The sequence below is a fragment of the Stappia sp. ES.058 genome (genome assembly GCF_900105595.1).
Classification (GTDB): Bacteria; Pseudomonadota; Alphaproteobacteria; order Rhizobiales; family Stappiaceae; genus Stappia.
Genome location: NZ_LT629784.1, coordinates 1,550,545 through 1,570,401, shown reverse-complemented (window position 1 = coordinate 1,570,401; position 19,857 = coordinate 1,550,545). Strand labels below are relative to the sequence as shown.

Below are 19,857 nucleotides of genomic sequence, written 5' to 3'. Positions count from 1 at the left end.
CGGCAAATAGCTCGGCTAATCAGTCATGAATTTCAATGCCTTGCGGCACCCTTGCGGGAAACTGAAAATGGATCGCACGAACCCGATCCCGACAGGCGGGTTTTTGCCTGCTATAAGCGGATTATCGAGGTTCGAACGATCGGGGCGGGAATGCTTGCGGACTACCTTGTGAATGCCTTCGCGACGCTGTTCGTGACGATCGATCCGGTGGGGCTCGCGCCGATGTTTCTGGCCGTGACCGCGGGCGCCACGCCCGCCGTTCGCAAGCGCGTCGCCATCCGCGCCGTCCTGATCGGCGGAGGCATCCTGTTCCTGTTTCTGGTGGCGGGGAAGAACCTGCTCGGCGCGCTTGGCATCTCCGTTCCCGCCTTCCAGATCGCCGGCGGCCTGCTGCTCCTGATGATCGCCGTGGAGATGGTGTTCGAAAAGCGCAACCGGCGAAAGTCGGAAACCGCGGAGAAAGCTGTCGCCCATCAGGACGACCTGCACGACGTCGCCGTGTTTCCGCTGGCGATCCCGCTGATCGCCGGACCGGCCGCGATCAGCGCCGTGATCCTGCTGTCGTCGCAGGCACCCGACACGATCTCGGTAATCGGCCTTGCCTCTGTGATCGTCGTGATCGTGAGCACCTGCTACGTGTCGTTCCTGCTCGCCGATCGCATCGAACGCCTGCTGGGCGACACTGCCGCGATGGTGATCACGCGTCTTCTGGGTGTGTTGCTGGCGGCCTTGTCCGTGCAATTCATCGCCGACGGCGTCATCGCGTTGATCGCCGCCGCCGCCTGACCCCTGCCCTTTCGGTCAGCGCAGCAGTTCGTAGAAGGTCGGATTGTCCGGGCAGCTTGCCTGGCCGCACTCCAGCGCGGTGCTTGCCGCATTGGCCGCCGCCAGCAATACAACGAGCCCGACCGCGAGGGATCCGAAGGCCGGCCATGCAGCATCGCGTCGCTGTGCGGGGGACGGATCGCGCAGCAGGAGCATGGCAGCGCTTGCCGCAATCGCCGCCGCGAAGATGACGAATGCCCAGGTGTAGAAATGCAGCCCGAGAAACGGTGCGCCGTAGCCGGCGTCGCCCGGCTGGATGTGCAGCAGGACCTGGCGCATGGCAAAACCAGCACCGATCAGCCCCGCAAGCACGGTGACGCCATAATGGGCGGGGTGCGGTCCGCGCGCGACGGTGAGCACCGGCCCTATGGCCAGGAGCAGAAAGCCCGCGCGCTGCAGCAGGCACAGCGGACACGGCAGCTCACCGCCGATGATTTGATCCGCGAAGGCCACAAGCAAAACGGCCGAGATGGCGAACAATGCCGCGACGTTGAGCGCGCCTTCGGTCTTGTGGGAGATCATGACCGGATCCTTCAAAACGACAGCGGGAGGGTGTTGGTGGCGTGGTGGAGATAGACGCCGGCGGCGAAGACGAAGGATACGATCGCCAGGCCGAATGCCGCGCGTCCGGATCCGCGCGCGGCCGCAACAAGGGTCACCGTCAAGAGCAGGAAAAGCGCGGTCAGATACATTGGTACAATGGCCTTGAATAGTTCATCGGACGAGACACGCGGCAGGGTGCCCGCTTTCGCGGCCCGTCGGCGCCATTTGCCGATCTCATACCCCCCTTTGGCCCGTCAGTCGAGAACCACAGTGACCGTGCGCCCGCCCGGACCGTGGACATTGTCGCGGGCGCGGACCACCACCTGGGCCGTTCCCGCCGGAATCACCACCCCCGACAGGAAACGGGTGAACGGCTGCTCGTCGACATGGGGATGGGCCAGAACCCGTTGACCAAGCACGGTTCCATCCGGCGCGACGATCTCCCACAGGTCCGCATAGTGGTCCCAGCCCTCGTCGGCATGGGCGACGGCGACGGCGAAGCGCCAGGATCCATCACCCGCCTGCCGCGTCTCGACCGTCACCACATCCGCCTCGCCGGCGACCGCACTGGCCGGCGCGGTCAACACCAGCGCGGCGACAACCGCGAACAGGGCCTTCTTGCACTTGCGTTCGATCGGCATGATCGTCCTCCCGGGTTGATTTTGACAGGCATCTCGGACTTGACTAGCGCCTCACGGCTCGGGCGCGCGAGTCACCGCCCGCCTCTCGCGGACGTACACTTCGAAGACAGGGAACGCCACACATGGCCGCCACAGGCTCGAAAAAAGTCATCTATGCCGCCCTCGCCGGCAACGGCCTGATCGCCATCACTAAATTTTTCGCGGCGGCCTACACCGGCTCCTCGGCGATGCTGTCAGAAGGAATCCACTCGCTGGTCGACACCGGCAACCAGGGGCTTCTCCTGTACGGATTGAAGAAGGCGGATCGGCCGGCCGACGACAAGCATCCCTTCGGCTACGGCGTGGAGCTTTATTTCTGGGCCTTTGTCGTGGCGATCCTGATCTTCGCCGTCGGGTCCGGAATCTCGATCTACGAAGGGGTTCAAAAGATCCTGCATCCGCATCCGATCACCTCCCCGATCATCGCCTATGTGGTGCTCGCACTGGCCATCGTCTTCGAGTCGGTCGCCTGGTGGATCGCCTACAAGGAGTTCGACCGCGTGCGCGGCCAGCGCGGGATCCTGCAAGCGGTGCGCGACAGCAAGGATCCCGCCGTCTTCACCGTGCTTTTCGAGGATACCGCCGCCATGGCGGGCCTTGTCGTGGCGCTCCTGGGTCTGATGGGCGTGCAGTTCCTCGGCCTTCCGTGGCTCGATGGCGCAGCCTCCGTGATGATCGGCGTGATCCTGGCGCTAACCGCGGCATTTCTGGCGTATGAAACCAAGAGCCTGCTGGTCGGGGAAGCCGCCGATCCGGAAACGGTGGAAATCATCCGGGGTCTGGTCGAGGCGACGCCGACCGTGTCGCGCATGAACGAGATCCGCACGCTGCATCGCGGGCCGCAGGATGTGCTGCTGGCGCTGTCCATCGATTTTGAGAACAACCTCACCGTCGGCAAGGTGGAAGAGGCGATCTATGTACTGGAGGTGGAGATCAAACGCCGTTTCCCTATCGTGCGGCGGGTTTTCATCGAGGTGCAGGCGACCCGTCACCACGAGGAAATGCTGGAGGCCGACCGCAAGCACGACGATGCCGGGACATAGAGCGGCGGCGGATCACAGACCGAACAGCACCTGATGCATGATGCGACCCGGAAGGAGCGTGAAGGCTCCGGCAATCCCGAGCGCGCCGATGACGAAAGAGATCATGGCGTTTCGATGCCGCCGGATCTGCCCCTTGCGGGCGGACAGGACGGCAACGGGCAGCATCGCGATCACCCAGACAGACAACAGGTGAATAACGCTGAAGGGTCCGAGCATGGGCATCGTGTGGATCCAGAACGACGAAACCGCGACGGTTCCCATCGCTGTCACCCAGCCATAGCCAAGGATCCTGTGGGCTGCCGTGCCCTTCCCGCGCGCAAGCTGAAGGGGCGTCAAAGCCATTGCAATCAGGGCTGCAACGGCATGCAGCTGGATGACGGGCGAGGCGCTCAGCAAAGGCGCGAGCGTCATGACGATCTCCACTTTTCCCGCGCGAGCGTCGCCCATGGATCAAGCGACCAGTGGCCGCGAGCCGCCCCCGAAGGCGACGGCAGAACATGGATCCGGGTGGACCCGACCGTTTCGCCCTGCACGCCGTAGAAGATTCGCACCGTTGGGCAATTAAGCCAGAGGCTTGCGGCCCGCTTGCTCGTGAAGGCCAGAAACCGGGGCGCCGCGTCCGCGATCTTGACCGTCAGAGCCTTGGCATCCGCGGCTCCCGAAATCAGTTCCGCATCCGGCCCGACATGCTGCTTCGCGATGTCGGTCAGGCCGATGCCGAAGGCAGGCAAATCACGGAACGCGATCGGTGACAGTTGGCCCGGCGTCAGGCCTGTCTCGGCCAACGCCCACCAGAACCGGTTGCCCGGCCCGGCGTAGTAGGCCCCGATCTCGGCGGATCGCCGTCCCGCGCCGGTTCCGCAGAACACAATGTCCAGTCCCGGCGGCAATATATCGGGCAACACCGTGGGATGACCGGACGGCGCGCATGATCGCAATTGCGCGCCCCCGCCGTCAGAACGGAATTTCATCGTCCATGTCGCCTGCACCGCCGCCGCCGAAGCCGCCGCGCTGCCCGCCACCGCCGGAGGACGACCCGCCACCGGACGGTCCGCCCTGATCGTAGCCGCCACCCTGGTCGTAGCCGCCGCCGCCGCCCTGTTCGACGTAACCGCCGCCGCCGGAGCGGCCGCCACCGCCACCGCCTTCACCGCGCCCGTCGAGCATGGTCAACGTGGCGTTGAAGCCCTGGAGCACAACCTCGGTGCTATAGCGGTCCTGACCGGACTGGTCCTGCCACTTGCGGGTTTGCAACTGGCCTTCGACATAGATCTTCGAGCCTTTGCGCAGATAGTTTTCCGCGACCTTGGCGAGCCCCTCGCTGAAAATCACGACGCGGTGCCATTCCGTGCGCTCGCGGCGCTCGCCGGAGTTCTTGTCGCGCCAGGTCTCGGAGGTCGCCAGGCGCAGGTTGACGACAGGGCGTCCGTCCTGCATCCGCCGGACTTCCGGATCGGCGCCCAGATTGCCGACCAGGATTACCTTGTTGACGCTTCCCGACATCCTCGTCTCCTCAACTCATTGCTGTCTGATTGTTGGCCACGACCATAGGCGCATGCGCTCGGCCATGCCGGGCCAATCTGCGTCTTTTCCACAATCGCAAGGCCATTTCCGGCCAATGTTCCGTATTCGTTCCACATTCGACGGACCGAAACAAGCGTGAAAATATGGATTCTCTGGCAAGTCCGGTTAAAAGCCCCAAATGAGTGCGGTGCGACATGGCGCGACGTCGGCCGGCGCCGGGCTTGCGCGTCGGGGCATGTTCCTTTTATGTTCACGCAATCGGGTTCGCTCCCGCCCGCGTAAGTTCATTCCAGTAAGATCGGCGTTCCACGCGCCCCACGACCGGGGACGGGATCTGCCGTCGCAAGACTGCTCGCGCCCGCCGCGACACATCCGCAATCGGTATTGCCACCAGGGACCTATCCATGGCCAAGAAGCGTTCGTCCGCCCCGACCTCCCTCACGCCGCCGCCGGTCGACCGGCGCCTGATCACCGTCAGGGGCGCGCGCGAGCACAATCTGAAAAACGTTGATGTGGAGCTGCCCCGCGACAAGCTGATTGTCATGACCGGCCTGTCCGGCTCGGGCAAGTCGTCGCTTGCCTTCGACACGATCTACGCGGAGGGGCAGCGCCGGTACGTCGAGAGCCTTTCGGCCTACGCCCGCCAGTTTCTGGAGATGATGCAGAAGCCGGACGTCGACCAGATCGACGGCCTCTCTCCGGCGATTTCCATCGAGCAGAAGACCACGTCGAAGAATCCGCGCTCCACGGTCGGCACTGTAACGGAAATCTACGATTACCTGCGCCTGCTGTTCGCGCGTATCGGCGTGCCGTATTCACCGGCAACAGGCCTCCCGATCGAGAGCCAGACGGTGTCGCAGATGGTCGACCGGGTGCTTGCGCTTGAGGACGGCACGCGGCTCTACCTGCTGGCGCCCATCGTGCGCGGACGCAAGGGCGAATACCGCAAAGAGCTTGCCGAACTGATGAAAAAGGGGTTTCAGCGCGTCAAGATCGACGGCGAATTCCATGAAATCCCCGATGCTCCGCCGCTCGACAAGAAGCTGAAGCACGACATTGACGTCGTCGTCGACCGGATCGTGGTTCGTGATGACATCGGCGGCCGGCTGGCGGATTCACTGGAGACTGCGCTTGGGCTGGCCGACGGCATCGCCATCGCCGAACTCGCCGACAAGCCGCTGCCGGAGCCGGCGGGCGACGCCGTGCTGCAAAACCGCAACGAGACGCACGAGCGTGTCGTGTTTTCGCAGAAATTCGCCTGTCCCGTCTCCGGATTCACGATCTCGGAGATCGAGCCGCGGCTGTTTTCCTTCAACAATCCGTTTGGCGCCTGCCCGACCTGCGACGGCCTTGGCTCGACGCTGGCGTTCGAACCGGAACTGGTCGTGCCGGACCAGACGCTCAGCCTGCGCCAGGGCGCGGTGCTGCCCTGGGCAAAAACCGGCTCGACCTCGCCGTATTACGCGCAAACGCTGGAGGCGATTTCCCGCCATTTCAAGGCCTCCATGACAACGCCTTGGGCGGAGTTGCCAGATGAGGTCCGGAACACGATCCTCTTCGGCTCGGGCCGGGAGAAGATCGAATTCGTCTATGACGATGGTGTGCGCAGCTACCGTACGGCCAAGACCTTCGAGGGCGTCGTCGGCAACATCGAGCGGCGCTGGCGCGAGACCGATTCCGAATGGGTCCGCGAGGAACTGTCGCGCTACCAGTCCGACCGCCCCTGTCCGGCGTGTAACGGCAACCGGCTGAAGCCGGAAGCGCTTGCGGTGCGCATCGGCGAGCGGCACATCGGCGACATCGCGAAGCTTTCGATCCGCGAGGCGGGTGACTGGTTCGAGGCGCTGCCCGAAAAGCTCACTGACAAGCAGGCGACGATTGCCGTGCGTATCCTCAAGGAAATCCGGGAACGTCTGAAGTTCCTCAATGATGTCGGGCTGGACTATCTGTCGCTGTCGCGCAATTCCGGCACGCTGTCGGGTGGCGAGAGCCAGCGCATCCGCCTCGCCTCGCAGATAGGGTCGGGTCTGACAGGCGTGCTCTATGTGCTCGATGAGCCGTCCATCGGCCTGCATCAGCGTGACAACGCGCGTCTGCTCGACACGCTCAAGCATCTGCGCGATCTCGGAAATACGGTGATCGTCGTCGAGCACGACGAGGACGCGATCCTGACCGCCGATCATGTGGTCGACATCGGCCCGGGCGCCGGCATTCACGGCGGCGAGATCATTGCGCAAGGCACACCCGCCGACATTCTCGCCTCCGACGCCTCGCTCACCGGGCAATATCTGTCCGGCAAGATGGACATTCCGATGCCGTCGGAGCGACGCCCGATCTCCAAAACCCGCCGCATCCGCGTTTCCGGCGCGCGCGGCAACAATCTCAAGGACGTGACGGCCGACATCCCGCTTGGCACCTTCACGTGCATCACCGGCGTTTCGGGCGGCGGCAAGTCGACCTTCCTGATCGACACGCTCTACAAGGCGGCCGCACGCCGGCTGAACGGTGCACGCGACAATCCGGCACCGCACGACCACATCGAGGGGCTGGAGTTTCTCGACAAGGTGATCGACATCGACCAGTCGCCGATCGGACGCACGCCGCGCTCCAATCCGGCCACCTACACCGGCGCCTTCACGCCGATCCGCGAATGGTTCGCCGGTCTGCCGGAAGCGAAGACGCGCGGCTACGCGCCGGGGCGCTTCTCGTTCAACGTCAAGGGCGGGCGCTGCGAGGCTTGCCAGGGCGACGGCGTCATCAAGATCGAGATGCACTTCCTGCCGGACGTCTATGTCACCTGCGACGTTTGCAAGGGCAAGCGTTACAATCGCGAAACGCTGGAGGTCGAGTTCAAGGGCAGATCCATCGCCGACGTCCTTGACATGACGGTGGAGGAAGGCGCGCGCTTCTTCTCCGCCGTGCCGTCGGTGCGCGACAAACTCGAGACGCTCGCCCGCGTCGGCCTTGGCTATATCAAGGTCGGGCAGCAGGCGACGACCCTGTCGGGCGGCGAAGCGCAGCGCGTGAAGCTCGCGAAGGAGCTCGCCAAACGCGCAACCGGGCGCACGCTCTACATTCTCGACGAGCCGACAACCGGACTGCATTTCCACGATGTCGCCAAACTGCTGGAGGTGCTGCACGAACTGGCGGACCAGGGAAACACCGTCCTGGTGATCGAGCACAATCTCGAGGTCATCAAGACGGCCGACTGGATCGTCGATCTCGGCCCGGAGGGTGGTGACGGCGGCGGCATGATCGTTGCCGAAGGCCCGCCGGAAGCCATTGTCGAGACCCCGCAAAGCTACACCGGGCAATTCCTGCGCGACGTCCTGGAGCGTCGCCCCGCGCACCGCCTGAGTGCGGCGGAATAGTGCAGACCGGAACCGCCGGGCCCAACATGCATACGGCGGACCGGACCACCGGTAGTGGCGGGGCTTCGGCATTTCCGGTCAGGCCGGGCTTCAGGCCGGAATGCGGATTGCGCCGGTCGGCGTCGCTTGCGGATATTGCGATGCACAATATGCACGCCTGCCATGCAAACAATGCACTTTTTTTCATCGAGTGAAAAAACTACTTCAGGGTCATCGAATTCGGGCGGCGCCAACGGCACAGCCGGGCGCCTGCTCACCACCCCATCGAGGCCAACATGTTTGATTCACTTGCACGCACGTACCGCAACTGGCGGACCTATCAGAACACCGTTTCCGAGCTGTCGCGTCTCACCACGCGCGAACTCGACGATCTCGGAATCGCCCGCGCCGACATCTCCCAGGTCGCTCGTCGCGCCAGCCGGTAATCCCTCACGATCAAAGAGATAGACCTCCTCCCCTGTCTCTTTGTCGTGTTCGGGCGGGACCTCCTCCTCCCAATCCCGTCCGACCCTTGCGTCGCCCGCCGGTCCTCCTCCCTCCGGCGGGCGATCGCATTTCTTTCGGGTCCCTGAAGCGTTTTTTCCCGCGAGCGGCCGCACCCTGTGGACGCCCGCATGTCGCCTTGCACACATTGCATGCCCGGCATGCCGAACAAGCGCATTCCGAACAGGCGGACCCACCCCATATCAGACTCAGCAAGGCGTGCTGCGGCGCAACATACGTCGCCCGTCGCGCCACGATCCAAATCTCGACGACGGAGTTTCCCATGCTCGATAATCTCGTACGCAAGTATCATTCTTGGCAGAAGTACCGCCGCACGCATGACGAACTGTCGCGGCTCTCGAACCGTGAACTGAACGACCTCGGCATCGGTCGTGGCGACATCGATTTCATCGCCCGCAGCAACATGCGTTAATCTGGCGCGGCCCGCTTAGCGGCGCTTGATGAATACGTCAAAAAAAGCGCCGTCCGGCCATCCGGGCGGCGCTTTTTTGTATATTTTTTAGTCACTTGATGAATATTGCGGCGCAACATAAGAAGATGCGCAACGTTACCCGTTTGTCGCGGGTCAGCTATGCAGGAACTGCGCTGGAAATCTTCGCACGAGTGGCCCATATCAGGCTTATTGGGTTCGGGCGCACCTCCTCCCAGCGCCTTGAACCTGATCCGACCGGCGGTTTTCCTCCCAACGCCGGTCAGACGTAAAAAACGACGCCCACCGGTTCTCCTCCCTCCGGTGGGCGTTCGTTTTTCCGGCATTGCTCTGCGGTCCTTGCCGTCGCTTTCGACCTGCCCCATGACTTGTTCAGAAGCGCTGCATTCGCGCTCGATCCAGGTCATCCGCAGATCAAAGGGCTGACATGTCGTTCACCGTCGAAAAACCGCCCCTTCCAGCCTTCTATGATGATCTGGACCTGACGCTTGACGAGATCCTGCACAGGCTCCGCGACGGGGCACGCAACCGGCATTCGGCATTTCATACGCCAGCGGTCGCGACAGTGACCCCGCAGGGCGCACCGGATGTGCGCACGATGGTTCTCAGGGGCGTGGATAACGCACCGCTGCGGCTGCGCTTCCACACCGACAAAAGGACCGGAAAGGCCTATCAACTTTCACAAAATCCGCTCGGATTTTGTGAAATCTACGATTCAAATTGCAAAATTCAGCTCAGATTGGCGTGCGACATGACGTTGCTCGACGACGGTGAAACGGTCGAGCGTGCCTGGGCGCAGACCCGGCCGATGAGCCGCGCCTGCTATCAGACCGAAACCGCGCCGGGCACCGAAATCCCCGCTCCCGGCGCCGTCGTTCCCGACACGGCACGGATCGACGAGGGGCGGTCGAATTTTGCGGTGCTGATGGCGGAGATCACGACAATGGAGTGGCTCTATCTCGCGGCCAGAGGTCACGCGCGCGCCCGGTTTGAGCGCGACGGGACGCACTGGACAGGCTGCTGGCTTGCGCCGTGAGGCCGCTCAACGCCCCTTTCGGGTGCTGCCGAGCACGTCGAGATAGGCTTTTTGCATGTCGGAAATACGGCCCGCGACGGCGGCATTCGCGCTGAAGGCATTTTCCGCCTGCATCATGTCGACCATGGCGCCTGCCATGTCCGGTGCGAAGCCGATCGGCCGCGCACCGCGGACCGGGTCCGTGGCACCGCCTGAAGGAGCGGCCGCGCCGTTGTTTTCCGGGGCGGCCGCATTCAGGCGATTGCCGGCGTCCGCCCCCGCGGCGGCGATCCGGCGCGCGGAGGTTTCGAAGCGATCCTGCGCACCCTTGAGGCCCGCGATTGACGTCATCAGTGCCGACATGACGCCAAGTTTAGGCCCGAGTGTGTTAACGCTGGTTTTCCATCGATCCTCGAAGTTTACGAATCGCGAGCCCCAGCCCGCACGCGCGGGCCTCGAACGCCGGACCCGACCGACATGCTGCTGACGCTCTCCCTCACCGGCCCGTTCTTTGCCGTGGTTGCGCTCGGTTTCTGGGCCGCGCGCAAGGGATGGATGCCGGACGGGGCGGTCCGCAGCCTGAATGTCTTTGTCTTCTATTTCGCCATGCCGGCCCTGATCATCCGCGCCCTGGGCCGTCAGGACATCGCCGCGGCGCTAGACGGTCCCGCTGTCGTCGTGTGGGCGCTGGCCGGGCTGTGCGCCTTCGGACTTGCGATGGCCGTGATGCGGATCGCCCTTTCCGCGCCGCTCGCGGAAATGGCGCTCGCCGGTCAGGCGGCATCCGTGGGCAATATCGGCTTTCTCGCCCTGCCCCTGATGCTGGCGGCCTTCGGCGACATCGCCGCGCCGTCGCTCGCCGTGGCGCTCACCATCGACCTCGTGCTGCTGATTCCGCTTTCCATCGGCCTGCTCGAGTGGTCCGCCGGCAAGAGCGGAGGACCACGGCGGATGCTTGCCGGGGTGGCGCGCGGCGTGCTGGTCAATCCGTTCATCCTGGCGATTGGTGCGGGCGGTGCACTGTCGCTCTCCGGGCTGACGCTAGCCGCCCCCATCGATCGCTTTTTTGTCTTCCTGGGCAATGCCGCCGGGGCGACAGCGCTGTTTTCGCTCGGCGTTTCACTTGCCGCGCGCCAGGTTGGCGGTGACAGGCGCGCCATCGCGCTTCTTGTCGCGCTCAAGCTCATTGTCCATCCGGGGCTCGTTTTCGTCCTGGCACGCGCCTTCGGCCTCGAGCCGATGCAGACCGGACTGCTGATGATCATCGCGGCCATGCCGATCGCAGGCAATGTCTTCGTTATCGCCGAGCGTTACGGGGTGCTGGTTCAGCGTCTTTCAACCGCGATCCTGGTATCGACCGCACTCGGCGTAATCACCGTGTCGCTTGCGATCATGGCCGCCAAGGGCTGACAAATCCCGCGACCCATCCCATATCCCACTCACGCCCTATGCGGACGCCCCCATCCAGTGCTCCAATCGTTCAAGGACAAACATGCGCGACCCCGAAAACCCTCTTCTCGTCTCCTGGACCGGGCCTTATGGCCTGCCGCCCTTTTCCCGCATCGAACCGGCCCATTACCCGCCGGCCTTCGACATAACGCTGGCGGAGGCGCGCGCTGAGATCGAGGCCATCGCGAACGACACGGCGGAGCCAACCTTCGACAACACCATCGCGGCGCTGGAACGCTCCGGCGAACGGCTGACGCGCGTTGCCTCGACCTTCTTCAATCTCACCGGCGCGCACACCTCACCCGACCTTCAGGCGATTGAGCGCGACCTCGCGCCGAAGCTCGCCCGCCATTCCAGCGAAACCCTGTTGAACCAGGCGCTGTTCAGCCGCATCGAACGGCTCTGGCAGACCAGGGAGGCGCTTGGCCTCGATCCCGAGCAGGCGCGGGTGCTGGACCGCTATTACACAATGTTCCAGCGCGCCGGGGCCGGACTGACCGAGGTGGACCGCACGCGCATGAGCGAGATCACCCAGGAGCTCGCCGTGCTCGGCACCCAGTTTTCGCAAAATGTTCTGGCCGATGAGGCCGCCTATCATCTCGTCCTGGACGGTGAAGAGGACCTTGCCGGCCTGCCGCCGTTTCTGCGCGCCGCCGCAAGCGAGGCGGCCGACGAGCGGGGTCTTGCTGGAAAACACGTCATCACCTTGTCGCGCTCGCTGATCGAGCCCTTCCTGCAGTTCTCGACGCGGCGCGATCTGCGCGAAGCAGCCTTCACGGCCTGGAGCGGGCGCGGCGAAGGCGGTGGCGACACCGACAATCGCGAGATCATTTCCCGTACGCTAACGCTGCGGCGGGAACGCGCACAGCTGCTCGGCTTCGACGACTTCGCTGCCTACAAACTCGACGACAGCATGGCAAAAACGCCGCATGCCGTGCGTAACCTGCTGGAAAGCGTTTGGCAGCCGGCGGTCGCCAAGGCGCGCAACGAAGCGAAAACGCTGCAGGACCTTGCCGCGCAGGACGGCGATAACATCGAGATCGCCCCTTGGGACTGGCACCACTATTGCGAGCGCGTGCGTCAGCGCGATCATGCCATCGACGAGGCGGAACTGAAGCCGTATCTGCAACTCGATTCGATCGTCACGGCCGCATTCGAGACCGCCAACCGCCTGTTCGGCCTGACGTTCCAGGAGGAGAAGGATCTCGATCTCTATCATCCGGACGTGCGCGCCTTTTCCGTGCGCGACCGGGACGGCACGGAAATCGGTCTCTTCCTCGGTGACTATTTCGCCCGCGCCTCGAAGCGCTCGGGTGCCTGGATGAGTGCTTTCCGCAAGCAGCAGAAGCTTGGCGGCGATATCACACCGATCATCGTGAACGTGATGAATTTCGCCAAGGCGCCGAAGGGCCAAAAGACACTTCTGACCTTCGACGATGCGCATACGCTGTTCCACGAGTTCGGCCATGCGCTGCACGGCCTCTTGTCGAATGTCACCTATCCGATGGTTTCCGGCACATCTGTATCGCGCGACTTCGTGGAACTGCCGTCGCAGCTATACGAGCACTGGCTGGACCAGCCGGAAATCCTTCAGAGGCATGCGATACATGTCGATACCGGCGCGCCGATGCCGCAGGACCTGATCGAGCGGGTTCTCGCCGCCCAGACCTTCAACTCCGGTTTCGAGACGGTGGAGTATCTGGCGTCTGCCCTCTTCGATCTGGACGCGCATACCGCACCGCCGGAAAACACGGATGCGTCGGCACTGGAGACGTCAACGCTTGCGCGGCTGGAAATGCCGAAGCAGATCGCCATGCGGCACAGGCCCACGCATTTCGCCCATGTGTTTTCCGGCGAAGGCTATGCGTCGGGTTACTACAGCTACATGTGGTCGGAGGTTATGGACGCCGATGCCTTCACCGCGTTCCAGGAGACGGGCGACATTTTCGATCCAACGCTGGCGGAAAAGCTCCATCGTCATATCTACTCCGCCGGCGGTCGGCAGGACCCGAAGGACGCCTACACCGCCTTCCGCGGATCCTTGCCGGACGCGGATGCGCTGTTGAAAAAGCGCGGTTTTGCCTGAAACGACAGGTATTCGGCGGCGCGGGACACCGCGCCGCCATACCGGATTCAGAGAAACTCGACCTTGCCGGTGGCAATATCGTAGACACCGCCGACAACCTTCACCCGACCAGCGGCCACAGCATCTGCGACGATGGGTGTCGCGGCCTTCAGCTTCTCGACGTTGTAGAGCACGTTCTGTCGGGTCGCCGCATCAAGCGGATTGGCCGGCTTCTCCGCGAGCGCCATCTCAACCCCGGGCTTCAGTGCGTTGACGAGTTCCGGCAGGTGCCCCGGCAGTTCGGTGCCGTTCTCGATGACGTCGATCGTGGCCGAAATGGCGCCGCAATTGCTGTGGCCGAGCACGACAAGCAGCGGAATCCCAAGCGCGGCAACGCCGAACTCGATGCTGGCAAGACCGCTCACGTCGACGAAATTGCCTGCGACGCGCATGACGAACAGTTCACCCGGTCCCTGGTCGAAGACAAGTTCCGGCGAAACGCGCGAATCCGCACACGAAAGCAGGCCCGCGAAAGGGTATTGCGCGCCCGCGCGCGCAGCGCGGCCCGCCGAAAAGTCGGCATTTGCCGGTGTATTGGACACGTAGCGGGCATTGCCGTCATTCAAGCGTTTCATCGCTTCGTCGGGGCCAATATCATTGGGAGCCGCCGGCGTCTCCTCCGCCAGGGCCCTACCGGGAAGCACAAAGCCGCCGGCAAAGGCGGTCGAGGCTGCCGCCGCACCGAGACCGAGCAGGCCGCGACGCGACACGTCGAAGGAATGATTGTCACACATTTTTGAAATGTCCTTGTTCAGTGTCGCTTTGGCCTTACCGGAGGTTCCGGAAATCGGCATACGACGAGCGGCCGGTCGAACCGAACCGCACAGGCTTTCCAAAAACGGATCGGTGATCCGCCTTCGGGTCCGTTCAAGATCAGAAGTTAAAAACGATGATCCCACAGCTGGCCAAGGTGCGATCCGTTGGCAGAAAGAGCGCCGGCGCACACCCTAGACCGCTGATTGCTCAGTATCTCCATGTACCGTTTCGAAAAGATGATCTTTTCAAATCAATATATAGGAACAGCCGAAGCGGCTATCTTCGCGCCGGTCAAGACGTCCGTTGCGTCTTCCTAGCCTTCCGCCAGCAGACCTTCGACGTAAGAAGCGAAGCTGCGCCAGCATTCCAGGACGAATGTCTCGGGTCCCGTGCGCCAAAGCACGATCTCCGCCTTGGTGAAGAGCGTGCGCGTGACCTGTCCGACGGGAAAGGCGCTTTCGTCGAGATCGAGAAACACCTGCGCGTTGAGAAGCCGCGCTGCCCCTTGCCCGCTGATGATCAGCGCGACATTGCGCTCCGTCACATCGACAACCGAATGGGGCAGGTCGCCAAGAGCCGTCGCAATCTCTTCGGAGAGGCTCTTCGCAAGCCCCCAGGGCACATCCTCAACCACGGTTTCGGGCGCAGCCAGCAGCAACCATTCGTCCGGACCCTGCCAGAGCCCGGCGCGCTTGCCGACGTGGTTCGCGGCAAGGGGCGAGACCGGCAGTGACGCCCCGAAAGCCGCGCCAGCCTTTCCGGCCGCCGCTGCATCGCCGCGAAACGCGAGCCGCGCGAGTGGCGCTGCCCGCGTCACCGTGACATCCGGGCGCGAGACAAAGGACGCGGCGTCTGTCGCGGCGGGAGCATAAAGGGCGGTGTCAGACATTAAGCCGGCTCCCTTCCGGATCGACGAATACGGGCTGGACGACCTCGACGGCGATGCCGCCGTCGGGCATCGGAACGTGAAGGGTTTCACCCAGACGCGCGCGTCCGTTCGCGATCATGGCAAGTGCGATCGGACGATCGGCGGCCGGCGAATGATAGGACGACGTGACATGGCCGAGCGCGGAGGTGCCGCGCGCCGGCGTCCGTTCCACGGTCACCTGCGCGCCTTCCTCCAGCAGCGTCTTGCCGTCTTTCGTCAGCAGGCCGACCATCTGCTTGCGACCTTCGGCGACGAGGTCCGGGCGTGCCAGCGAGCGCTTGCCGACGAAATCCGGCTTCTTCTTGCCGATGGCCCAGGTCATGCCGACATCGTCCGGCGTCACCGTTCCGTCGGTTTCCTGGCCAACGATGATGAACCCCTTTTCGGCGCGAAGTACGTGCATCGTCTCCGTGCCATAGGCGCAGCCTCCGAGCTTTTCGACATTGGACCAGATCGCCTCCCAGACAGCGCGCGCACGTGATGGCGGGACGTTCACCTCGTAGCCGGCCTCTCCGGTAAAACTCATGCGGAACAGCCGGCACGGCACGCCGCCCATGACATGTCCCTCACGCACCGACATATGCGGGAAGGCGTCGGTCGCGAGATCGATGTCGTCGACAAGCGGGGCAATCGCTTCACGCGCCTTCGGCCCCTGAACGGCGATCACCGCCCATTGTTCGGTGGTTGAGGTGAGCCAGACGTTCAAATCGCCCCACTCGGTCTGGAGATAGTCTTCCATGTGGGCAAGAACGCGCGGCGCGCCACCGGTGGTGGTCGTGATGTGGAAACGGTCCTCCGCCAGCCGTCCAACGACACCGTCATCCATGATGAAGCCGGCCTCATTGAGCATCAGCCCGTAGCGCAACCGCCCGACGCCAAGCTTCGTCCAGGGGTTGGTGTAGATGCGGTTGAGGAATTCCGCCGCATCGGGCCCGACGATCTCGATCTTGCCGAGGGTGGTCGCGTCGAAGATCCCCAGGCTTTCGCGCACCGTGCGGCACTCGCGCGCCACGGCGCCATGCATGTCCTCGCCGGCTTTCGGAAAGTACCAGGCACGTTTCCACAGCGCGACATCCTCGAAGGCCGCGCCCTGCTCCGCCGCCCAGTCGTGGATCGGCGTCCTGCGCACGGGGTCGAACAGGTCGCCGCGCGAGGTGGTCGCAAGCGTCCCGAGGGTGACCGGCGTATAGGGTTGACGGAACGTCGTTAGCCCCACCTGCGGGATTTCGTTGCCAAGCGCCGTGGAGGCGATCGACAGCGCGTTCATGTTGGAGAGGCGCCCCTGATCGGTCGCCATGCCGGTCGTCGTGTAGCGCTTGATGTGCTCGATGGATTGCATGCCCTCGCGCACGGCAAGCTTCACATCCTTGGCTGTGACGTCGTTCTGGAAGTCGACAAACGCGCGCACGCGCGCGGCATCGCGGTCATGCGGCACGGCGCCAAGCCACCAGCCGGACCCCGCCTCGCCACCGGTTGCGGCGAATGTCGGGGCTTTCCCGTCGTGGCCGGCGGCATTCGCGGCCGCAGCGCCTGCGCGCGCGCCGTCGGCCAGCACCTCGGCGAGGCCGTCGACCCCCTTGCAGCTTCCGGCCGAGCGTTGCGCCTGAACGGGATTGCCCGGCAGGAAGGCGCCGATCTGGGCGTTCCAGTCGAGTTTTCCGCGCGCCTGCGAATGCAGGCTGACATTCGGCGTCCAGCCGCCCGACATCAGCAGGCAGTCGGCCTCGACCTCGCCTGCCGACAGAACGCCCGCCTCCGACATGCGGCCGAGCAGAACCCGTTTCACGCGCGTTTTTCCGATGACGCCGGTGACCGCGCAGCCCGCCTCCACGGGAATGCCAAGGGACTTGGCGCGCTCGACAAGCGCCGCCGGCGGATCGGCGCGCAGGTCGGCGATCACCGCGATGGCGCCACCGGCTTCCGCGATGTCGAAAGCCCCGCGCCAGGCGCTGTCGCAGGCGGTTGCGACCGCGGTTCGCCTGCCGGGAAGAACGCCGAAGCGATTGGCGTAGATCCGTCCGGCCTCGGCCATCATCACGCCGGGGCGATCATTTTCGGGGAAGACCAGCGGACGCTCGATGGCGCCACTGGCGATCACCACTTCGCGGGCGCGAACCTGCCACATGCGCTCGCGCGGCAGGGACGGATCCGGTTCCGCAAGGTGGTCGGTCACGCGCTCGGCCAGCGCGAGGAAATTCTGGTTGAAATAGCCGAAGACCGTGGTGCGCGGCAGAAGCGTCACCCGCTCATTCCCGGAAAGTTCGCCAAGGGCGGCCTTGACCCAATCGGCCGCCGACATGCCGTCAATCTCGGCACCGGCCTCATGCAACAGGCTGCCGCCGAACTCCGCCTGTTCATCCGCCAGGATCACGCGCGCGCCGTTGCGTGCCGCACCGAGCGCCGCCGCAAGCCCCGCAGGTCCGCCGCCGGCGACCAGCACGTCGCAATGGGCATAGGTGTTGGCATAGGTGTCGGTGTCGGGCTTTTTCGGCGCCTTGCCGAGACCGGCGGCGGCGCGAATGAAGGGCTCGTAGACCTTGTTCCAGAAGCTCTTCGGCCACATGAAGGTCTTGTAATAGAAGCCCGCGACAAAGAGCGGCGAGAACTTGTCGTTGACCGCGCCGATGTCGAAGGAAAGCGACGGCCAGCGGTTCTGGCTTTCCGCCGCCAATCCGTCGTGGATCTCGACCTGCGTGGCGCGCAGATTTGGCGTCGCCTCACCGCTGGCGTGTTTCGCCTGGCTGCGCGCCACACCGACAAGCGCGTTCGGCTCTTCCGATCCGGCGGTGACGATGCCGCGCGGGCGGTGGTACTTGAACGAGCGTCCGACCAGATGAACGTCGTTGGCAAGCAGCGCGGAGGCCAGCGTGTCGCCGGCAAAGCCCGCGTAGCGCTTGCCGTCGAAGGTGAAGGAAACGGGCGTACCGCGGTCGATGCGGCCGCCTTCGGTCGTGCGGTTTTCTTGCGTCACAGGCCGGCCTCCTTACGCAGCGTGTCGAGATCCGGGCACGGCTCACCTGTCTTGTAGACGGCGAAGAAGCGGTCGCTCACCGTATGCCGCACAGCATTGAAGAACCGACCGCAGCCGTGCACGTGACGCCAGCGCTCCGCCAGCAGGCCCTTGGGGTTGCTGCGCATGTAGAGAAAATCGGCCCATTGCTCGTCCGTGAGATTGCCGGGTTGACCGGGACGGTCGATATGCGCCTCGCCGCCGTAGCGGAACTCGATCTCTGGGCGTTCGACGCCGCACCATGGACAGGAAATCAACAGCATCTGACTTGCCTCAGTGTGCCACGGCGGCAGCCGCCGCCTCGTCGATCAACCGGCCGGTGCGGAACCGGTCCAGCGTGAAGGGTGCGTTGATCGGATGCGGCTCGTCGCGCGCGATCGTATGCGCAAAGACATGCCCCGATCCCGGTGTTGCCTTGAAGCCGCCCGTACCCCAGCCGCAGTTGACGAAAAGCCCCGAAACCGGCGTCTTGCCGATAACCGGCGAGCGATCCGGGGTGACGTCAACGATGCCGCCCCAGTTTCGCAGCATGCGCATGCGGCGGAACATCGGAAACAGCTCGCAAATGGCATCCACCGTGTGCGTGGTGATCTGGAGGCCGCCCGTCTGACTGTAGGAGACATACTGGTCGGTGCCGGCGCCGATCACCAGTTCGCCCTTGTCGGACTGCGACAGATAGGCGTGCACCGTGTTGGACATGACCACGCAGGGAAAGCACGGCTTGACCGGCTCGGAGACCAGCGCCTGCAGCGGGTTGGATTCAAGCGGCATGCGCACGCCGGCCATGTCCATCACCACGCTGGTGTGGCCGGCGGCGACAACGCCGACTTTCTTCGCGCCGATGAAGCCGCGCGACGTCTCGACGCCCGAAACGGAGCCATCGGCGTTGCGGCGGATGCCGGTCACGGCGCAATTCTGGATGATGTCGACACCGTATTTGTCCGCACCGCGCGCATAGCCCCAGGCGACCGCGTCGTGACGGGCGACGCCCGCCTTGCGCTGGAGGGCCGCGCCCATGACCGGATAGCGGATGTTCTTAGAAATGTTGAGCGGCGGACAATAGTCCTTGGCCTCGTCCGGCGTCAGCCACTCGTTCTGCACGCCGGCAAGCCGGTTGGCATGGACGTGGCGCTTGAACACCTGAACGTCGTGCACCGTATGGGCCAGCATCATCACGCCGCGCGCGGAATACATGATGTTGTAATTTAGTTCCTGCGACAGGTCCTGCCACAGGTCCATCGCGTGGTCGTAGAGACCCTCGCTCTCCTCCCACAGGTAGTTGGAGCGCACGATGGTGGTGTTGCGCCCGGTGTTGCCGCCGCCGAGCCAGCCCTTTTCCAGCACGGCCACATTGGTGATGCCGTGTTCCTTGGCAAGGTAATAGGCGGTCGCAAGGCCATGCCCACCGGCACCGATGATGATCACGTCATATTCGGGCTTCGGGTCGGGCTTGCGCCACTGGTGGCCCCAGTCCTGATGGGCGTTCACCGCCTTGCGGGCCAGTTCCCAGAACGAGAAACGAGTCATGCGAACCTCGGTTTGGTGGTGCGAAAGGCATGCCCCTTCGCACATCGTCCCTGATTTGTGCCGCTCCATGAGCGTTGGCGCTTGTGCAAAACCGACATCGGGACGGCACAATGCGTCGCGGGCAAAA

General features: G+C 64.1%; 21 protein-coding genes. 8 read left to right on the top strand and 13 right to left on the bottom strand.

Annotation, left to right across the window (positions count from 1 at the left end; all coding sequences use genetic code 11):
* Positions 1 to 150: 150 nt before the first annotated feature.
* Positions 151 to 786: a MarC family protein gene (locus BLU32_RS07275; RefSeq protein ID WP_093805715.1), complete on the top strand. Its 636-nt coding sequence runs from the start codon at positions 151 to 153 to the stop codon at positions 784 to 786.
* A 15-nt stretch (positions 787 to 801) separates the two neighbouring features.
* Here the strand turns inward: BLU32_RS07275 and BLU32_RS07270 are convergent, their stop codons facing one another.
* From BLU32_RS07270 to BLU32_RS07265, 3 genes are all read right to left on the bottom strand, one after another.
* On the bottom strand, positions 802 to 1,347 hold the full coding sequence (locus BLU32_RS07270) for a disulfide bond formation protein B (RefSeq protein ID WP_093805713.1): 546 nt from the start codon (positions 1,345 to 1,347) through the stop codon (positions 802 to 804).
* Positions 1,348 to 1,358: 11 nt separating this feature from the next.
* Entirely contained in the window at positions 1,359 to 1,517 is a 159-nt protein-coding gene (locus BLU32_RS21680; RefSeq protein ID WP_157727556.1) for a DUF5993 family protein, read from the bottom strand.
* Between the two features lie 105 nt (positions 1,518 to 1,622).
* Positions 1,623 to 2,009: a hypothetical protein gene (locus BLU32_RS07265; RefSeq protein WP_197673710.1), complete on the bottom strand. Its 387-nt coding sequence runs from the start codon at positions 2,007 to 2,009 to the stop codon at positions 1,623 to 1,625.
* A gap of 122 nt (positions 2,010 to 2,131) precedes the next feature.
* On the opposite strand from BLU32_RS07265, the gene BLU32_RS07260 reads away from it, so the two are divergent.
* Complete coding sequence (locus BLU32_RS07260; RefSeq protein WP_093805711.1) at positions 2,132 to 3,091, top strand: cation diffusion facilitator family transporter; 960 nt, start codon at positions 2,132 to 2,134, stop codon at positions 3,089 to 3,091.
* Between the two features lie 12 nt (positions 3,092 to 3,103).
* On the opposite strand, the gene BLU32_RS07255 is transcribed toward BLU32_RS07260, so the two are convergent.
* From BLU32_RS07255 to BLU32_RS07245, 3 genes are read right to left on the bottom strand one after another with little or no spacing between them, the layout of a single operon-like run.
* Positions 3,104 to 3,502, bottom strand: a complete 399-nt coding sequence (locus BLU32_RS07255) for a DUF2306 domain-containing protein (RefSeq protein WP_093805709.1) — start codon at positions 3,500 to 3,502, stop codon at positions 3,104 to 3,106.
* A complete protein-coding gene (locus BLU32_RS07250; protein WP_093805707.1) occupies positions 3,499 to 4,062 on the bottom strand; it encodes a mismatch-specific DNA-glycosylase in 564 nt (187 codons plus the stop codon). Before BLU32_RS07250 ends, BLU32_RS07255 begins: the two co-directional genes overlap by 4 nt.
* Complete coding sequence (locus BLU32_RS07245) at positions 4,046 to 4,594, bottom strand: single-stranded DNA-binding protein (RefSeq protein WP_093805705.1); 549 nt, start codon at positions 4,592 to 4,594, stop codon at positions 4,046 to 4,048. Before BLU32_RS07245 ends, BLU32_RS07250 begins: the two co-directional genes overlap by 17 nt.
* Positions 4,595 to 5,019: 425 nt before the next feature.
* Here BLU32_RS07245 and uvrA point away from each other — a divergent pair, with 425 nt between their 5' ends.
* The 3 genes from uvrA to BLU32_RS07225 all read left to right on the top strand — a co-directional run bounded on the left by uvrA (position 5,020) and on the right by BLU32_RS07225 (position 8,902).
* Positions 5,020 to 7,986, top strand: coding sequence for an excinuclease ABC subunit UvrA (gene uvrA, locus BLU32_RS07240; protein ID WP_093805703.1), 2,967 nt, complete (start codon positions 5,020 to 5,022; stop codon positions 7,984 to 7,986).
* 275 nt (positions 7,987 to 8,261) lie between these two features.
* On the top strand, positions 8,262 to 8,411 hold the full coding sequence (locus BLU32_RS07230; RefSeq protein ID WP_093805699.1) for a DUF1127 domain-containing protein: 150 nt from the start codon (positions 8,262 to 8,264) through the stop codon (positions 8,409 to 8,411).
* Positions 8,412 to 8,752: 341 nt separating this feature from the next.
* On the top strand, positions 8,753 to 8,902 hold the full coding sequence (locus tag BLU32_RS07225; protein ID WP_093810713.1) for a DUF1127 domain-containing protein: 150 nt from the start codon (positions 8,753 to 8,755) through the stop codon (positions 8,900 to 8,902).
* Here BLU32_RS07225 and BLU32_RS21675 read toward each other — a convergent pair.
* Positions 8,899 to 9,327 (bottom strand): hypothetical protein, encoded by a 429-nt coding sequence (locus BLU32_RS21675; RefSeq protein WP_157727555.1) that lies wholly within the window; start codon positions 9,325 to 9,327, stop codon positions 8,899 to 8,901. The genes BLU32_RS07225 and BLU32_RS21675 overlap by 4 nt on opposite strands.
* A gap of 20 nt (positions 9,328 to 9,347) precedes the next feature.
* Between BLU32_RS21675 and BLU32_RS07220 the strand changes: the two genes are divergently transcribed.
* On the top strand, positions 9,348 to 9,956 hold the full coding sequence (locus BLU32_RS07220; RefSeq protein ID WP_093805697.1) for a pyridoxamine 5'-phosphate oxidase family protein: 609 nt from the start codon (positions 9,348 to 9,350) through the stop codon (positions 9,954 to 9,956).
* 6 nt (positions 9,957 to 9,962) lie between these two features.
* Here BLU32_RS07220 and BLU32_RS07215 read toward each other — a convergent pair whose 3' ends face one another.
* Positions 9,963 to 10,298 (bottom strand): hypothetical protein, encoded by a 336-nt coding sequence (locus BLU32_RS07215; RefSeq protein ID WP_093805695.1) that lies wholly within the window; start codon positions 10,296 to 10,298, stop codon positions 9,963 to 9,965.
* Between the two features lie 114 nt (positions 10,299 to 10,412).
* Between BLU32_RS07215 and BLU32_RS07210 the strand changes: the two genes are divergently transcribed.
* A complete protein-coding gene (locus tag BLU32_RS07210; protein WP_093805693.1) occupies positions 10,413 to 11,345 on the top strand; it encodes an AEC family transporter in 933 nt (310 codons plus the stop codon).
* A gap of 82 nt (positions 11,346 to 11,427) precedes the next feature.
* Entirely contained in the window at positions 11,428 to 13,470 is a 2,043-nt protein-coding gene (locus BLU32_RS07205) for a M3 family metallopeptidase (RefSeq protein ID WP_093805691.1), read from the top strand.
* Between the two features lie 47 nt (positions 13,471 to 13,517).
* Here the strand turns inward: BLU32_RS07205 and BLU32_RS07200 are convergent, their stop codons facing one another.
* From BLU32_RS07200 to BLU32_RS07180, 5 genes are all read right to left on the bottom strand, one after another.
* Entirely contained in the window at positions 13,518 to 14,243 is a 726-nt protein-coding gene (locus BLU32_RS07200) for a carbonic anhydrase (protein ID WP_093810711.1), read from the bottom strand.
* A 335-nt stretch (positions 14,244 to 14,578) separates the two neighbouring features.
* Positions 14,579 to 15,154 carry a sarcosine oxidase subunit gamma gene (locus BLU32_RS07195; protein WP_093805689.1) on the bottom strand — a complete coding sequence of 192 codons (576 nt, stop codon included), beginning with the start codon at positions 15,152 to 15,154 and terminating at the stop codon, positions 14,579 to 14,581.
* Positions 15,147 to 18,164: a sarcosine oxidase subunit alpha family protein gene (locus tag BLU32_RS07190; RefSeq protein ID WP_093805687.1), complete on the bottom strand. Its 3,018-nt coding sequence runs from the start codon at positions 18,162 to 18,164 to the stop codon at positions 15,147 to 15,149. The genes BLU32_RS07195 and BLU32_RS07190 overlap by 8 nt, the downstream gene beginning before the upstream one ends.
* Positions 18,161 to 18,466, bottom strand: coding sequence for a sarcosine oxidase subunit delta (locus BLU32_RS07185; protein WP_093805685.1), 306 nt, complete (start codon positions 18,464 to 18,466; stop codon positions 18,161 to 18,163). The genes BLU32_RS07190 and BLU32_RS07185 overlap by 4 nt, the downstream gene beginning before the upstream one ends.
* Before the next feature lie 10 nt (positions 18,467 to 18,476).
* Complete coding sequence (locus BLU32_RS07180) at positions 18,477 to 19,730, bottom strand: sarcosine oxidase subunit beta family protein (RefSeq protein ID WP_093805683.1); 1,254 nt, start codon at positions 19,728 to 19,730, stop codon at positions 18,477 to 18,479.
* Positions 19,731 to 19,857: the final 127 nt, after the last annotated feature.

What these genes read in the sequence shown, in the direction of transcription:
- BLU32_RS07275 (WP_093805715.1), top strand. Translation starts at nt 151, where the DNA reads ATGCTTGCGGACTACCTTGTGAATGCCTTCGCGACGCTGTTCGTGACG.
- BLU32_RS07270 (WP_093805713.1), bottom strand. Translation starts at nt 1,347, where the DNA reads ATGATCTCCCACAAGACCGAAGGCGCGCTCAACGTCGCGGCATTGTTC.
- BLU32_RS21680 (WP_157727556.1), bottom strand. Translation starts at nt 1,517, where the DNA reads ATGTATCTGACCGCGCTTTTCCTGCTCTTGACGGTGACCCTTGTTGCG.
- BLU32_RS07265 (WP_197673710.1), bottom strand. Translation starts at nt 2,009, where the DNA reads ATGCCGATCGAACGCAAGTGCAAGAAGGCCCTGTTCGCGGTTGTCGCC.
- BLU32_RS07260 (WP_093805711.1), top strand. Translation starts at nt 2,132, where the DNA reads ATGGCCGCCACAGGCTCGAAAAAAGTCATCTATGCCGCCCTCGCCGGC.
- BLU32_RS07255 (WP_093805709.1), bottom strand. Translation starts at nt 3,502, where the DNA reads ATGACGCTCGCGCCTTTGCTGAGCGCCTCGCCCGTCATCCAGCTGCAT.
- BLU32_RS07250 (WP_093805707.1), bottom strand. Translation starts at nt 4,062, where the DNA reads ATGAAATTCCGTTCTGACGGCGGGGGCGCGCAATTGCGATCATGCGCG.
- BLU32_RS07245 (WP_093805705.1), bottom strand. Translation starts at nt 4,594, where the DNA reads ATGTCGGGAAGCGTCAACAAGGTAATCCTGGTCGGCAATCTGGGCGCC.
- uvrA (WP_093805703.1), top strand. Translation starts at nt 5,020, where the DNA reads ATGGCCAAGAAGCGTTCGTCCGCCCCGACCTCCCTCACGCCGCCGCCG.
- BLU32_RS07230 (WP_093805699.1), top strand. Translation starts at nt 8,262, where the DNA reads ATGTTTGATTCACTTGCACGCACGTACCGCAACTGGCGGACCTATCAG.
- BLU32_RS07225 (WP_093810713.1), top strand. Translation starts at nt 8,753, where the DNA reads ATGCTCGATAATCTCGTACGCAAGTATCATTCTTGGCAGAAGTACCGC.
- BLU32_RS21675 (WP_157727555.1), bottom strand. Translation starts at nt 9,327, where the DNA reads ATGACCTGGATCGAGCGCGAATGCAGCGCTTCTGAACAAGTCATGGGG.
- BLU32_RS07220 (WP_093805697.1), top strand. Translation starts at nt 9,348, where the DNA reads ATGTCGTTCACCGTCGAAAAACCGCCCCTTCCAGCCTTCTATGATGAT.
- BLU32_RS07215 (WP_093805695.1), bottom strand. Translation starts at nt 10,298, where the DNA reads ATGTCGGCACTGATGACGTCAATCGCGGGCCTCAAGGGTGCGCAGGAT.
- BLU32_RS07210 (WP_093805693.1), top strand. Translation starts at nt 10,413, where the DNA reads ATGCTGCTGACGCTCTCCCTCACCGGCCCGTTCTTTGCCGTGGTTGCG.
- BLU32_RS07205 (WP_093805691.1), top strand. Translation starts at nt 11,428, where the DNA reads ATGCGCGACCCCGAAAACCCTCTTCTCGTCTCCTGGACCGGGCCTTAT.
- BLU32_RS07200 (WP_093810711.1), bottom strand. Translation starts at nt 14,243, where the DNA reads ATGTGTGACAATCATTCCTTCGACGTGTCGCGTCGCGGCCTGCTCGGT.
- BLU32_RS07195 (WP_093805689.1), bottom strand. Translation starts at nt 15,154, where the DNA reads ATGTCTGACACCGCCCTTTATGCTCCCGCCGCGACAGACGCCGCGTCC.
- BLU32_RS07185 (WP_093805685.1), bottom strand. Translation starts at nt 18,466, where the DNA reads ATGCTGTTGATTTCCTGTCCATGGTGCGGCGTCGAACGCCCAGAGATC.
- BLU32_RS07180 (WP_093805683.1), bottom strand. Translation starts at nt 19,730, where the DNA reads ATGACTCGTTTCTCGTTCTGGGAACTGGCCCGCAAGGCGGTGAACGCC.